Source organism: Streptomyces eurythermus (genome assembly GCF_014649115.1).
Taxonomy (GTDB): domain Bacteria; phylum Actinomycetota; class Actinomycetes; order Streptomycetales; family Streptomycetaceae; genus Streptomyces; species Streptomyces eurythermus.
In genome coordinates, this window is record NZ_BMSK01000005.1 from 64704 (window position 1) to 79048 (window position 14345).

Consider the following 14345-nt stretch of genomic DNA (forward strand, 5'->3'; position numbering starts at 1 on the left):
CCGGGACTTCCTTTCTCACGGGCGCGGGCGGGTACGGCTCAACAGGCGGGGCGGGTCCGGACGGCGGGGGTCAGGACGGGCGCAGTCCCTCGTGGGCGATCTCCAGGGTCTCCACGGCCGGTTCGGAGCTGCTGGGGTCGAAGGACGGCCCCTGCCAGCGCACCGGGACGATCCCGAACACCTGCCAGCTGATGATCGGGGTCAGGTCCGGCCGCAGCGCGACGATCTCGCCGTCCTTGCGCTCCACCCGCTTCAGCGTCTCGTCCAGCCAGCGGCCGATCTTCACCGTGTCGGCGGTGACCGGCCGGGTGAGCGTGATGTTCGTCCAGTTCACGCGGCCGGGCAGCTGCCAGGTGAAGCCGTTGTTGCCGCCCTCGGCGTAGGTCTCGATCTCCACCTCGGCGCCCATGCCGGAGCAGGTGTGGAAGGCGCCCAGGTCGTCGCCGCCGATCGCGAGCCGGAAGAACACGCTCGTCGCGAAGATGTTGTCCGTCATTCGTCCGTCATCCGTTCCGTGGCCTCGGGCAGGCCTTCTTTCGTGTTGGCGTGGCGTCGTTCATCGGGTCGCCTCATCCCTGTCCGTGGTCTCAGCGGCGCCCGTCGTGCGGACGGCCGGTGCGCTCCCGGCCGCGCCGCAGCTCGGCACGGAGCAGCCGGGCCACCGGGTCGATCAGCCGGCGCGCCAGCTCGTCCAGGTCGTGACCGGGGTCGGGCGGGGTCTCGGGGGCCCGCCGGGTCGCGCTCTTGCCGACGGACGACGAACGGGACGAGGTACCGGACGACGAGCCGGACGCCGTACCGGACGACGAGCCGGACGCCGTACCGGACGACGTACCGGACACGGTGGCCGACCGCCGGCGGCCGCGCGTCGGCCCGGCCGGGGACGCGTCGTCACCGGCGCGCTGCACCACGGGCGCCTTGCCCCCGGCGGCACCGGCCCGCGCGGGGTTCTGCCACCGGACCACGGGCACGGGCGTCGCCGGTGCCCGGGCCCCCGCCGTCGGCGGGCGCTCCGCGAGCGGCGGCGCCTGCGGGGCGGTCACCGGAAGGGCCCGCGCGGGTACGGGGGGCGCGGAAGGGGCGGACGTGGTGGAGGCGCCCGGCCCGGACGACTCCGCGCGGGGCGGGGCCGGGCGGACGACGGGGACGCGCTGGACCGTGGCCGAGGGCCGCGGGCCGGGGCGCACGGGGGCGGAGGCCCGTACGGGCGCCGGACCGGAGGCACGCTGAACGGGAGCCGGGTTTCCGGGAGCCGGCGCGGCCGGGGCCCGCTGGACGCCGGTCGCCGTGGGGGCGGCCCCGGACCGGGCGGGGGTGGCCGGACCCTGGTGGTCCGGGGTACCGGGCCACCGGACCGGCACCACGGGACGGCCGGTGGGGCGGGGGGCGGCGGGCGCCGCCGCTCCCGCCGCGGGCCGGGTGTTCAGGGTGAGCGGACGCGCGGCGAGCAGCGAGAGGGTACGGGGCGCCGCGGGGGCCGGGCGGGCCACGGTGAGCGGGAACTGCCCGGCCGCTCCCGGACGCCGGGCACCCGGGGCGCCCGGCCCACCGGACGTGCCGTCGGCCACGGCCCGCGCGACGACGACCGGGGTCCCGGCGGCGGAGCCGCGCCGGGCACCAGGGGCCGTGCCGGGGCGCCGCGTGTCTCCTGCCCGGCCCGGAGGCATGGCGGGTGACCCGCCCGTGGCGGGAGCCTGGGAGGCGCCGGCCTGGACCTGGGGTGGTGTCACCAGCGGCGTGGCGGGGCCGTCCGCGGAGTGGGTGACCGTCTCCGGGGCGCTCCCGCCGGCGGAGTCCGCCGTCAGACCGCGCTGCACGACGCCCTTGCCGAGCAGCGGCGCGTCCGGAGCGCCGCCCGAGCGCGACGGCGTACCGGCCCCAGCAGCACGCCCCTCGGCGGAACCGTCCGCCGGACGACGCTGTACGGCACTCCTCTCGGCCGACGGCGCATCCGGAGCGCCGCCCGAGCGCGACGGCGTAACGGCCCCAGCAGCACGCCCCTCGGCGGAACCGTCCGCCGGACGACGCTGTACGACACTCTTCCCGGCCGACGGCGCGTCCTGAGCGCCACCCGAACGCGACGGCCGGGCGCCGGTGTCGGTCCCCGCACTTCGCCGCACGGTGGGCTTCTCCACCAGGGGCGCGTCGAGGCCGCTTCCGGGACGGGTACCGGCCACCGGGTCCGCCGCCGCGCTCCGCTGCACGGTGGGCTTGCCCAACAGCGGTGCGGCCAGGCCGTTTCCGAGATGCGTACCGGCTTCCGGGGTGCGCCCGTCGGCGGACTCCGCCGCCGGGCCGGGCCGCGCCGCGCCCTCGCCCAGCAGCGGGGCGTCCGGACCGCTTCCGGGGTGCGACGGGGCACCGGCCCCCGGCCCGTTCCCGTCGGCGGGGCCCGTCGCCGGACGGCGCTGCACGGTGGCGGGGCCCGGCGGCGGAGCGTCCGTGCCGTTGCCTCCGGTCGCGGGCGACGCGGCCCCGGTGGTCGTACGTCCCTGGTCAGGCGCGGCTCCGGGTGCCCGGTCCGGTCGTACCCGAGCACGCCGGTCACCCCGGCCGCCCGGGATGTCGGCGCTCGGCGGCAGCTCGGGCAGGGGCGCGCCCAGGCCGCCGCGGGCGCGTGCCCCACTGCGGGCGGCGGGCCGGGCCGGGGTACCGGCGGGGCCGTCCGGGGTGCGCTGGGCCGCGCCCTTCGGCCCGCTGTCGGGCGAGCCTGCGGTACCGGACGCGCCCTCGGCCTGGCGCTGGACGACGGGGAGCGCCGGGCCGGGCGCCGGAGCGGTGCCGGACGTGGCCCGCTGGACCGGGCTGTTGTCCGTCAGCGGCCGTGCCGTGGAGGGGAGTTCGGTGAGCGGGGCGCCGAGGGGCGCACGGGTCGCCGTACCCTGCGCGGGGTCGGCCGGGCGCGTTCTCGTCGCGGCGTCGCCCGGCGCCTCGGGGGCCTTGCCGGCGGCGGGGCGGGCCGGTGCCTGGGCGCCCTTGTCCGGAGCCGGAGCCGGAGCCGGAGCCGGGGCCGGAGCCGGCGGGCGCAGTGCGGGCACGCGGCGCACGGCGCCTGCCGGGCGGCGGGCCACGGTCAGGGAGGGGCTCGTCGGGCGGGGCCGGACGGCCGGACGGGGCACGTCGTCGGACCCGTCGGATCCGGGGGCGCGGGACGCCTGCGCCCGCGCGCCTCCTCCGGAGCCGGACCGCGCCGGAGAGGCGGACCCGCCCGGCGCGGCCGTGCCGACGGCCGTGCCCGGAACCGCCGTCACCCGCCGCACCACCGGAATCTCCGGTGCGGTGGGCCGGTGGCCGGGGCCGGCCGGAGTCACCACCGGACCGGCGCCGGGCTCGGCCGACCGCTGGACGGCGGGAGACGACGACGAGGACAGCACGGCGGGGGAACCGGCGGACGCGAGGCCACGACTCGGCGGGGCGTCACCCGTACGCCCCTGCCCCGCGGCCCCGCCACGGGAAGCACGGGAAGGCCCGACGCCCGGAGCAGCCGGACCGGACGGAGCCGATGCGGACGCGGCCGGACCCGAGGACGTCGAACCCGAGGAAGCCGGACCCGAGGAAGCCGGATCGGCCGGCGCCGGTCCGTCCGGGGTCTCCCGGTCGCCCTCCCTCCGCAGCGCCCGCAGCAGCAGCGGGCCTCCTTCGGTGCGGGTGGCCCGAGGGGCGGCCGGGCGGTGGGTGACGCCGTGGACCAGGCCCGTCGGGGCCGTGGGCAGCAGGGCGTGGGCGAGGCCGGAGTCGAACGACGGGTTCTGCCAGGCGGCGAGGCCGGACCGGAAGGCGAGACCGTCGCTGACGCCGAGCGGCGCCCGGGACACGGTCAGCTCCGGCGGCGCGGTACGGCGCCAGCCGCCGTCCCAGTCGGCGGGCACGGAGGCGGCCGGAGCGTCCGGCGCGGCGGCGGCCGGAGCACCGGGCACGGCGGCAGCCGGGGCACCGTCACGCTCCCCGCGCCGGGCGCCCCCCGTCCCGGCGGACCGGCGGCGCAGCCTGTCCCGCCATGCCATGTGCTCAACCGCCTTCGTTCACGCGGGTGTTGATACGGGCGATCTCGGCCACCCACTGCCGTCGTTCGTCATGGGTCAGGTCGAGGATCTCCTCCCTCGACCAGTGGAAGTGATAGGCGATGTACGCGACCTCCTCCCGGAGCCGGGGAAGGGCGTACGTCACGATTCCCCCAGGCGCCCACCCGAGAGGTCGACCTCGAAGCCGCCCTCGCAGTGCGGACAGGTCACCGCCGCCCGGGTGTGGCCCTCGCTGTTCACGCGGCGGTAGAAGTCCTGGAGGAAGGCGACGTCGGTGGCGTACATCCGTTCCACGATCCCGGCGTGCACATCGGTGATGGTGCCGAGCCGGGTGATCACCTGGCTCAGCAGCACCACGCTCAGGTACGCCGGGTTCTCCTTGACCCGCAGGTCGATCTGCGGCCGCAGCTCGTCCCGGGCCGTGGCCAGGCGCATCGCGCCCTCGCGGTGCACCGTGCCCGCCTCGTCGACGTAGCCGCGCGGCAGCACGAACTCGAACTCGGTGCGCAGCCCGTGCGGTTCCTCGCGCGGCGGCGGGGCCGGGGCGGCGGCGGGGGGCGCCGCCGCCGGCTCGGCCGCCGTGGCGGGCGTCGTCAGCTGAAGGATCTCCTCCAGGTTGCCCGCCGTCACGGTACGACGCCTCATTCGACGATGATCTCCTCGAACACGATGGTGACGGACTCGGTGGCCGCGGCGGACTCGCCGGCCTTGAGGGAAGGGCCCTCCCACTTGGAGGCCCAGCCCTGCATCAGCTGGATGCGGCGGACCGTGCTGCCCTCGGAGTCCTTGATCTCGATGGTGAGGTTCTGCCGGGCGGTGTTGACGGCCCCGTTGTTCAGGGTCTCCTTGATCCAGTTGGTGAACTCACTGCTCTGGTCGAGTCCCCGGGTGATCGTGATCTCGCCCGCCTGCCGGCCGCCGGGCTGCTTGCGGATGATCTGCTTGCCCTCCGCGGTGACCTGCTTGACCTCGACGACGTCCTCCTCGACGGTCAGCCCGCTGATCTCCTGGATCGATTCGACCAGGTAGCCACCGAGCTGCACGCCGAAGACGTGGGTGGAAAGAGCATCGCCCGTTGCCATGACTGTCTGTCACCTTCCGTTGCTGGACCCGCGGGTCACTGGTCTGGCTCGTCTCACTCGTCGATGAGACTGGTGCTGTCGGAGAACTGGGCCAGCCGGAACACCACGAACTCCGCGGGCTTGACCGGCGAGACGCCGATCTCGCAGACGACCCGGCCCTGGTCGATGGACTCCTGCGGGTTGTTGTCGCGGTCGCACTTGACGTAGAACGCCTCTTCGGCGGTGCGGCCGAACAGCGCGCCCCGGCGCCACTCCTCGGTGAGGAACGCGGTGACGTTGCGCCGGATGCTCGACCACAGCCGGTCGTCGTTCGGCTCGAAGACCACCCACTGGGTGCCCAGGAGGATCGACTCCTCCAGGTAGTTGAAGAGCCGGCGCACGTTCAGGTAGCGCCAGGCCGGATCGGAGGAGAGGGTGCGGGCGCCCCAGATCCGGATGCCCCGGCCCGGGAAGGCGCGTACGCAGTTCACGCCGATCGGGTTGAGCAGGTCCTGCTCGCCCTTGCTGAGCCGCAGCTCCAGGTCGACCGCGCCGCGGATCACCTCGTTGGCGGGCGCCTTGTGCACGCCGCGCTCGGCGTCGCTGCGCGCCCACACACCGGCGATGTGACCGCTCGGCGGGACCGTGGTGTTGCGTCCGGCGGCCGGGTCGAAGACCCGCACCCACGGGTAGTAGAGGGTGGCGTACCGGGAGTCGTAGCCCGCCTCGTCGTTGCGCCAGGTGCGCACCTGCTGGGCGTTGAGCCCGGGCGGGGTGTCCAGGACCGCGACCCGGTCGCCCATCTGCTCGCAGTGCGAGATCACGGCGAGCTGCACGGTGCGCACGCCCTCGGCGTCGATGTCGCCGCGCTGGTAGGCGCTCATCAGGTCCGGCACCGCGACCATGGTGATCTCGTCGATGCTCTCCAGGCCGCCGAACCCGGTGCGGGCCGCCGCGTCGCCGACGTACTCGGCCGGGTCGAGGCGGGCCACCGCGCCGGCGCCGGCGGGGGCGGGCGCGGCCGGGGCCTCGGCGAGCGGCACGGTCTGGTTGGCGGGCCGGGTCTGGGTGGCGCCCTGCTGCTCGGTGACCTCGATCAGCCGGGAGCCGCGGGCCTGGGTGACCAGGTAGCCCTTGACGTTCTTCCGGGTGGAGGCCTCGTACGTCTCCGCGACCTGGTCGCCCTGGCGGACCAGCAGCTTGAAGCGGTCCTCCGGCGGGTTCTCGCCGTCGGCGTCGGCGATCTCCACCGACACGCCGGCGGCGCCCGGCCGGGCCGCGATCAGGAAGCCGCCCAGCTCGGCGGGCTGCGCCGCGCGGGCCTCGCGCCGTCCGCCGGCCTCGGCGGCCGGGGCGGAGGCGTCCTGGGCGGAGCCGCCGATGCGCACCACGTAGGCGGCGCCGCCACCGTTGGCGAAGTAGCCGTAGACCGAGTGGGCCAGGTAGGTGCCCTCGGTGAAGCCGCCGAACAGCTGGGTGTACTGGTCCCAGCTGGTGACCAGCGTCGGGGTGTGGAACGGGCCGGTCTCGGCGAACCCGACGAACGCGGCGACGGCGGTGCCGACCCCTTCGATCGGTCGGGCACCGGACTGCACCTCCTCCACGTACACGCCCGGGGTGAGGTACGTCGGCATGCTCGCTCCTTCGGGGTCCTTGCGGGTGGGTCACCTGTGTCCAGGCCGAGTCTGCGGGGCAGACGTGCCGGGGGGACAGGGACGTGCGGACCGGACCGGGGGCAGGACCGCTGCCTTTCCCATCCCGCCCCGACCGCCCGCCCGCCCTTCGCCGTTGCCCCGGCTCTGCCCCTACGGCCCTGGACATGCCGGACACGCGGGCGGTGCACTGGGGCGCCGACGGGCCGCGGACGCGGGTCTCGCCGTGGGGGTGCCGGTGCGCTGCCGGGTGCGGGTGCGTCCGGGCTGGTCGCGCAGTACCCCGCGCCCCTGGGGAGTCGCGGCGGCCGGAGCCCCGCAACCCACCGCTTCCGGCCCTCAGGCGCGCACGGCCTCCGACAGGTACGGGCCGAACTCGGTCTCCAGGACCAGGCGGCCCAGCTTGCGGTACTCCTGGGCGATCGCCGTCACCACCTGGCTCATGGTGAGCGGCGCCCCGGACTCCGCCGCGAGGTAGGCCGCGGTCACCGCGCAGGCCCGGATCGAGCCGCCGGCCAGTTCGAAGCGGTCGGCGCAGAAGCCGAGGTCCAGGTCGCCGGCCCGGGGCAGGCGGTCGCCCAGGCAGCGTTCCCACAGGGCGAGCCGCTGGGTGGCGTCGGGCACCGGGAAGTCGGCGATCACGTCGAGCCGGCGGGTGAACGCCTCGTCCAGGTTGGCCCGCAGGTTGGTGGTCAGCACCGCGATCCCGTCGAACGACTCCATGCGCTGGAGCAGGTACGCCGACTCGATGTTGGCGTGCCGGTCGTGCGCGTCCTTCACCTCCGAGCGCTTGCCGAAGATCGCGTCGGCCTCGTCGAAGAGCAGCACGGCGTTGACCGCCGACGCCTCGGTGAAGATCCGCTCCAGGTTCTTCTCGGTCTCGCCCACGTACTTGTCGACGACCGTGGACAGGTCCACCACGTACAGGTCCATGCCCAGGTCCGCCGCGACGACCTCGGCGGACATGGTCTTGCCGGTGCCCGACTCGCCCGCGAACAGCGCGATCACCCCGCGGCCGCGGCCGCCGCCGGGCCGCATCCCCCACTGCCCGAGGACCTGCTCCCGGTGGCGGGCGCGCAGCGCGAGTTCGCGCAGCCGCCGGTGGGTGAGCGGCGGCAGCACCAGGTCGTCCCAGCCGACCGAGGGCTCCACCCGGCGGGCCAGCCGGTCCAGGCCCGCGCCGTTCTGGGCGCGTACGGCGATGCGCAGGTCGTCGGGGCGGACCGGGCGGCCCGCGAGGGCGGCGGTGCGCACGGCCACGTCGGCGGCGCGGCGCACCTGCCCGGAGTCCAGGCGGTGCGCGGCCACCGCCCGGGCCAGCTCCTCGGCGTCACCGGGTACGGAGCCGTCACCGGCGGCCCGCTCCAGGGCGTGCCGCCAGCGTGCGGCCTGCCGTTCGGGCGAGGGCGCCGGCACGGTCAGGACGACGGGGGTGTCGGCGGCCCAGGCCGGGTCCCAGCCGGGGGTGCCGTGGATCAGCAGGGGGATGCCGCGCAGCGCCGTGCACAGCGTCCGGAGCGTGCGGGCCCGTTCGGCGGGTTCGTCGGGCAGGGCCTCCAGCGGGCCGAGGACCACCCCGGCGCCGGTCAGCCGGGCCTCGAGGGCGGCCACCCGCGCCAGCTCCGGGACGTCGGCGGAGCGCCGGGCGAACGCCGCCGCGTCCAGCACCAGGGGGCGCGGGCCCGCCGCGCCGAGCGCGGCGACGGCCAGGCCGACGGTGTCGCCCCGGCCGCGCAGATGGACCAGGCCGGTGCCGGTCCGGGCGGCCGCCGCCGTGCGGCGCACCGCCTCGGGCTCGGCGGTCGGGTCCTCACGGGCCTCGTCGAGCACGCCGGCCAGCCGGGCGTCGGGCCACGCGTTGCCGAGGAGATGGGCGGTGACCCGGTCGGGGACCGCCAGGACGCGGGACAGCGGCGGCCGCTCCGGCTCGGTGACCTCCACCAGGCCGCCCGCGACCAACGGGGCGCCGGGGGCGAGCCGGAACCGCGCGGGTGCCGCCCCGGCGAGCCCGCACAGCTCCAGGGCGAGCCCGACGGTGGGCCGGCGGCGGGTCAGGTCGTCGTTGAGGTAGCCGTAGAGCCGCTCGAACCGCGCGTCGAGATCGGGCGCCACCGCGACCAGGAGCAGATCCAGATCCAGCGGTGACAGCCCGAACCGCGCGGCGAGAGAGGCGAGGACGGAACCGGCCGGCGGCTGCCAGGGGTCCGGGCCGGGCACGCCGAGCCCGCCCGGCTCGTCCAGGATGCGCGCCGCGGCCTCGGGGGTGAGGTACTGCCCCCGGTACGGGTCGTCGGGATCGGGATCCCCGGCCCGCCGCGCCTCCACCGCCCACCGCACCCGCTCCTCCACGACCCGCAGCCGCTCCCACAGAGCGTCCACTCGGGTGTCCGGCTCCCCGGCCGGCCCGGCGGCGGCGCGGTCCGTCGCAGAAGCCCCGACCGTCTCACCGGTCTCGTTCCTCTCGGCGCTTTCCCAGGCGTCAGGTGTGTCAGGCGTGTCGATCGTCTCGGTCGTCCCGGTCCCGCGGCTCACGGCTGACGGTCCCCCCGATGGCGGCGGCGGGCGGGGGCCGCGCCCCGTTCGCGGGGGCCGGCGAAGCCCTGCGGGCCCGGGTCGCTCACCTCCGTGTAGCGCAGCCGGCGCCCGGGGTCCGCCTGCCCGTCCGCGCGCCGGGCGGCGGACCGTACGACGAGTCCCTCGGTGACCGGCGGCGCGACGGCCGTGACCGCCCCGGCGAGCGGCGCCCGTACCCGTACCCCCAGCGACGCCTTCAGTTCGCCGCCGAGCGCCGACCACACATCGGCGGCGGCCGGTACGTCGGCGGCGGCCCCGGCGACGTCCAGGCCCACCGTCAGGCCCAGTTCGGCGAGCGTGCCGGTGAGCAGCCGCGCGGGCAGCGTGTCGAAGGCCACCAGGCTGGAGAGCACCTGGGACAGCAGCCGGTGTTCGTCCTGCGGGCGGCTCGCCCACGCCGTGACCAGGTACGTCAGGTCGAACCAGCGGGGCGGGGTGCGCCGCGCCACGAGCTGCCCGTCCGCGTCGTACACCTCGCCCGCGCCGCTGCCACGCCGGGTGGCGTCCTCCCGGATGTCGTACAGGAAGGCACAGACCGTGGGCGCGCTGCGGCGCGCGGCCCAGTCCCGGGTGGGGGCGTCGAAGACGACCTCGACGCCCGACGCCTCCAGGCCGGACTCGGCGAGCAGCCGGCGCAGCCCCTCGTCGACCTCGTGGATCACCGGCGGGTCACCTCGTCGGGCGGCTGGATGCTGCCGCTGACCACCAGGAAGTCGGTCTGCACCGGGGAGAACCCGGGGCCCTTGGCGATGATGACGCGCGGCCCGGTCTGGTCCTTGGCGAGGATGAGCAGCTGGCCGATGAACGTGCCGTCGGCCTTGGGCACGGTCGGCGCCGCCGCCGCGGTGATCCCCGGCTTCCAGGTGAACCGCACCGGCACTCCCGGCGGGAAGTCCTTGCCGCGCACGGAGGTGACGAAGCCGGGCTTGCCGATGTCCGGTACGGCGATGATGCGCGGCTGGAGGATGCGCAGCCGCTGCCGGGCGGTGTTGTCGCTCCGGTCGGCGTCCGTGCCGGTGGTGGTGAGCACGCCGGTGACCTGGCCGGTCATCGCCTTCTTGGGGCTGAGGACGACGCGTACGACGGTGCTCGCGCCCGGCTGGAGGTCCGGCAGCGCGCACAGCCAGGAGGCGTCGCAGCCCGGCGGCGGTCCGCTGTCGGGGATGCCGGCGGGCAGTCCGATGCGCAGCCGCAGCCCGGTGGCCAGCGCGTCACGGCCGTTGCGGACGGTGTACGTCACCACGACCCGGCCGCCGACGTAGCCGGGGTTCGGCTGGGCCGTGACGCGCACGCCGGGCCCGGCCTTCGGCGCCGGCGGCTGCGGCGGCACCGGCGGCACGGTGGGCGGCGGTGTCGGCGTCGGGGTGGGAGCCGGGGGCACGGTCGGAGTCGGGGTGGGGGTCGGGGTCGGAGTGGGGGTGGGCGTCGGGGTCGGGGTCGGCGGCGGGGGCGTGCGCACCGGCACCACGGTCCGGCCCGCGTTGTCGGTGGGCCTCGGGTCGAGGACCGTACCGGTGACCGACCAGCCGACCGGCGCGTCCCCCGGGGTGACCCCGGTGAGGGTGACGTCCACCGGGACCGTCGTACCCGGCGGCACCACGCCCAGGTCGCACTGAAGAGACGTGGGGACGCAGCTGCCGTCGGGGCGGATGATCCGGGTGACGGTGACCCCGGCGGGCGGGTCGATGGTCAGCCGGGTGCCGGGAGAGGCGGCGGGGCCGTTGTTCACCACCTCGACGCGAACCGTGGTGGAGTCGCCGACGGTCACGTCCGGGACGGTCCCGGGCGCCCGGACGGCGAGGTCGACGGACTGCTGGACGGTGGGCTCCTTGTGCCGGCCCGGCAGGTCGTTGGTGAGCTTGGTCAGCTCGCCGGTCACGACGTTCAGCACCTTGAGCTTCTCCGGGCTGTTGACCGGCCGGCTGGGGCGGGAGCTGAGCACCAGGGACTTTCCGTCGGGCGTCCAGGCGGCGTCCCGGGGCTGGAACGGACCGGGGTTCTCCGGCAGTTCGCGGCGGCAGGCGTTCGGCACGTCGCGGGCGGAGCCGGGCAGGAGCACCTTGCAGTCGTCGCCCTTCACGGAGGTCACGATGATGCCGTTGTGCTCGCCGGTGTCGACCACACCGCCGCCGTTCTTCCGGTTGAAGGCGATGCTGCCTCCGTCGGGGGAGAACGCGGGGCTGTCGTCGATGACCGCGCAGGTGCCCGGGCAGATCTTCTCGCTCAGGTCGATCTGCTGGGCCGGGTCCTTCACGTCCTTCACGGGCACGGTCCAGATGTGCTTGTTGCCGCCGGCGCCGTAGACCAGCTTGTTGCGGGTGAAGGCCAGCATGGTGCCGTCGGACGACCAGGTGGGCTGGGCGTCCTGGCCCGGGAGCTCTGTGTCGGGCGGGACGATCTCGCCGGTGATCCTGCCGTCGGCGACGTCCGCGATGAGTACCTTGCTGGTCGCCGCGGCCCCGTCGGTGCCCGGCGTGATCCGGGTGAAGGCGAGGTACTTGCCGTCCGGGGAGAACGCCGGGTCGGTGTCCCGGACGCCCGGTCCGCGTCCGTCGAGCTTCAGCGCCTCCGGGTGGGTGCCGTCGGCGTCCGCCAGCCAGATCTCCTCGACGCGGCTGCCGGGGTCGCCCAGGAAACGGGTCACCACGATCCGGCGGCCGTCCGGTGTGTAGCTCTGCCGCTCGGTCCACGGGTCGTAGCCCGGCCGGGGCTGGAAGAGCGGGTCCTTGCCCGCGTCGGTGTTGGTGTCGGCCTCCGGGTCCTCGTTCAGGATCGTCAGGTTCAGATCGCGGGGGTCGGCCCCGTCCGCCCGGATGTCCTGGAGCGTCACCGTGTGCGGGCCCTCGGCCGTGATGTGCTCCACCACCGCCCGGCCGCCGTCGAGCGGGCCGAGCCAGGTGGGCGAGGAGACCTCCCGGTCCTCGTTCAGCACCAGGCCGGGCGTCCCGGCGTCGTGCCGCTTGGCGCGGAACACGTGGTCGTAGTCGCCCTCGCACTGGCAGGTGATCTCGGGGCTGAGGAACAGCACCTCGTCCCCGCCCGGCATCCAGGCCGGGGCGTGCGCCCGCCAATTCTCCCGGTTCCCGCCGAGCAGCGGCCCGTCGGTGGTGCCGGTGCCGTTCGTCTCCCTCAGCTGGGACTGGTCGCCCTTGGTCGCCGTGTACGCGATGAGGCCGCGGTGGGTGTCGTCGTCCACCGGGTTCCAGATCGGTTCGGTGGCCGTGCCGTTCCTGGGATCGGTGACCCGGGTGGGGGGGTCCTGGGTGGGGATGCCCTCGACCAGGGGCCGCACGTAGATCTGCGCGCCGTCCGCCGTGTCCCCGTCGCTGGAGTACGCGATGTGCTTCCCGTCCGGGGAGACCGTCGGGTAGGTCTCGTCGGCGGGGGTCTTGGTGAGCTGGGTCGGCCCGGAGCCGTCGGTGCCCACCCGCCACAGATCGCGCTGGGTCTTGCCGTCCGGGCCGCCGGGCGTGGCCGCGTCGAAGACCACGGCGCCGTCCGGCGTCAGCCGGGGGTGGGCCGCGTCCATGCCGAAGGTGAGACGGCGCACGGAACCGTCGGCGGACCGCAGATAGATCTGCGGGTCCTTCTCGTCGCGGCGGCCGGCGAAGACCAGCTGGTCGCCCAGGGCGGACGGCTGGATGTCGTTGTGGACCGGGACGTCGTTGTAGACCGGGCCCTCGTCGAACAGCGGGACGCTCTTCTTGTTGTCGGAGGTGGGCACGCCGAGACTGCGGTGCCGGGTGCCGGCGAACGCGATCCGGGTCTCCGGGGCCGTGGTGGCCACCCGTGGCGAGGCGTCGGCGGTGCCGTTCTCGCCGGAGGCCGCGGTCGCGCCCAGCAGGGGGATCAGCAACAGCGCCGTCGCGCCGAGCCGCCCCAGGCGGTACCGCCCGCCGGGGCCAGCGGTTCCCATCAAGGTCCCCCTCGCAGTCTGGTGCGGCAATCCGGGTGTGCCCCCGCCACCCTGTCCCGGGCGCGCGCGAGAACGGGAGGGCGGCGGGTCCATACCCGGGGGAAACGCGCGGTGCGCTTTCGGGCAGCGCGCGTTGCCCGGGCGGACCGTCGCGCCGGATCGGCCCGTTGTGCGGTCGGGCCGTCCGGTCGTATCAGCCGTTGGGCGGTCGGGCCGCCCTGTCAGATCAGCCCGTTGCGCAGCGCGTAGCCGACCGCGTGGGCCCGGTTGCGCAGCTGGAGCCGGGTGATCACCTCGTGCAGGATGTTCTTGACGGTCCGTTCGGAGTACGACGTCTTGCGGGCGATCTCGGCGGTGTCCAGGCCCTCCGACACCATCCGCAGCATGTCCGCCTCCCGGGTGGTCAGCGTGGACAGGGACAGCCCCCGTGGATCGAGCGCCGACCGCTGGAGGCTGCCCACATGGCTGAGGAGCTTGCCGAGCAGGTCGCCGGGCAGGACGCCCTCGCCATTGGCTATGGCCAGGACGAGCCGCAGCAGCTGGTCCTGGTCGGCCTCGGCGCGCCGCAGCACCGCCGCGACCCCGCACTCGATGACGCGTTGCAGCGAGCCGGCGCCGAGGGTGGCGACCACCAGGCCGGTACGGGTGGCGGTGTTGTGCCGCAGCCGGTGCAGCAGCGCGGCCACGTCGTCGTCGACGTGGTCCACCACCACCAGCGACACCTCGGCCCGTTCGGCGTCGGCGTCGGCGAGCAGGTCGATCTCGGGACGCTGGCGCAGTTGCTGGACGACGCCCAGGCGCAGCACCGGGTCGGCGGCGTACACGGCCACGGTGACCCGGTCGGGACGGTCGGCGGAAGGGGTCCGGTGCGAGGCCCAGGCCGGGGCCGGCCCAGGGGAGGTGGTAGCGGCAGGCATGGCCGAACCGCCTTGTTCGAAGCTGGACATGAGGGGTACCTGTCTGATGAGTGCTGGTCGGGTGGTGCGAGGGCGGGGACGAGCGCCGGGGGACGGCGCACCCGGGACAGCGGCCGCTCAACGGTCCGCTGCCCTCGGGGAGTTGACGGGTGACCGCAGGGGCACCAGGACTGCCCGGGCATTGCCCTCGCGCTTCTCGTGGG

Annotated in this window: 10 protein-coding genes; all 10 read right to left on the bottom strand. The window is 75.7% G+C overall.

From position 1 onward, the window contains the following. Positions 1-70: 70 nt before the first annotated feature. A complete protein-coding gene (locus tag IE251_RS10525; RefSeq protein WP_189752642.1) occupies positions 71-496 on the bottom strand; it encodes a phage tail protein in 426 nt (141 codons plus the stop codon). Between the two features lie 91 nt (positions 497-587). Next, on the bottom strand, positions 588-4004 hold the full coding sequence (locus tag IE251_RS10530; protein ID WP_194552772.1) for a hypothetical protein: 3417 nt from the start codon (positions 4002-4004) through the stop codon (positions 588-590). A 4-nt stretch (positions 4005-4008) separates the two neighbouring features. Next, positions 4009-4167: a DUF6760 family protein gene (locus tag IE251_RS10535; RefSeq protein WP_167346025.1), complete on the bottom strand. Its 159-nt coding sequence runs from the start codon at positions 4165-4167 to the stop codon at positions 4009-4011. Then, positions 4164-4667, bottom strand: a complete 504-nt coding sequence (locus IE251_RS10540) for a zinc-ribbon domain-containing protein (protein ID WP_189752644.1) — start codon at positions 4665-4667, stop codon at positions 4164-4166. Before IE251_RS10540 ends, IE251_RS10535 begins: the two co-directional genes overlap by 4 nt. Continuing rightward, positions 4664-5104, bottom strand: a complete 441-nt coding sequence (locus IE251_RS10545) for a phage tail protein (protein ID WP_189752645.1) — start codon at positions 5102-5104, stop codon at positions 4664-4666. Before IE251_RS10545 ends, IE251_RS10540 begins: the two co-directional genes overlap by 4 nt. A 53-nt stretch (positions 5105-5157) precedes the next feature. Then, entirely contained in the window at positions 5158-6717 is a 1560-nt protein-coding gene (locus IE251_RS10550) for a phage tail sheath family protein (RefSeq protein ID WP_189752646.1), read from the bottom strand. Positions 6718-7074: 357 nt separating this feature from the next. Beyond that, positions 7075-9114 carry an ATP-binding protein gene (locus IE251_RS10555; RefSeq protein ID WP_189752647.1) on the bottom strand — a complete coding sequence of 680 codons (2040 nt, stop codon included), beginning with the start codon at positions 9112-9114 and terminating at the stop codon, positions 7075-7077. A 149-nt stretch (positions 9115-9263) separates the two neighbouring features. After that, positions 9264-9971: a Pvc16 family protein gene (locus IE251_RS10560; RefSeq protein WP_189752648.1), complete on the bottom strand. Its 708-nt coding sequence runs from the start codon at positions 9969-9971 to the stop codon at positions 9264-9266. Continuing rightward, complete coding sequence (locus IE251_RS10565) at positions 9968-13225, bottom strand: DUF11 domain-containing protein (protein WP_189752649.1); 3258 nt, start codon at positions 13223-13225, stop codon at positions 9968-9970. The genes IE251_RS10560 and IE251_RS10565 overlap by 4 nt, the downstream gene beginning before the upstream one ends. Before the next feature lie 221 nt (positions 13226-13446). Continuing rightward, entirely contained in the window at positions 13447-14142 is a 696-nt protein-coding gene (locus tag IE251_RS10570; protein WP_189752650.1) for a helix-turn-helix transcriptional regulator, read from the bottom strand. Positions 14143-14345 lie beyond the last annotated feature (203 nt).